Origin of the sequence: Mycetohabitans sp. B2, assembly GCF_021733735.1 — a bacterium.
Taxonomy (GTDB): Bacteria; Pseudomonadota; Gammaproteobacteria; order Burkholderiales; family Burkholderiaceae; genus Mycetohabitans; species Mycetohabitans rhizoxinica.
This window is the reverse complement of sequence record NZ_JAHKSP010000170.1, coordinates 1-456: the sequence shown is the minus strand read 5'-3', so window position 1 is coordinate 456 and position 456 is coordinate 1. Positions and strand designations below refer to the sequence as shown.

Annotated in this window: 1 protein-coding gene; it reads left to right on the top strand. The window is 59.2% G+C overall.

Annotated elements, in window-relative coordinates:
• A partial coding sequence (locus KPG66_RS17260; protein ID WP_237071665.1) for an AMP-binding protein occupies window positions 1-456 on the top strand: 456 nt, incomplete at both ends.

The following is a 456-nucleotide window of genomic DNA, read 5'->3' as shown; positions in this document are numbered from 1 at the left end:
CAGCAATTGATCAACGGTTATGGTCCGACCGAGAGCACCACGTTCGCGACGACGTACAGGATCACTGCGGTGCCCAAGGGCAACGTCAATATCCCGATTGGGCGGCCGATTGCGAACACACGGATTTACCTGCTCGATGCGCACGGTCAGCCGGTGCCGCTCGGTGCGGTTGGCGAGTTGTACATTGGTGGTGCGGGAGTTGCGCATGGCTATCTGAACCGCCCGGAGCTGACCGCCGAGCGCTTTATGCGCGATCCGTTCATAGATACGCCTGATGCGCGGATGTATAAGACAGGCGATTTAGCGCGTTACTTGCCCGATGGCAACTTGGAGTTTGTTGGGCGCAACGATGAGCAAGTGAAGATTCGCGGCTTTCGCATTGAGCCCGGTGAGATCGAGGCGTGCCTGGTGCAACATGAGCAGGTGCGCGATGCGGTGGTGCTTGTGCGGGGTGAG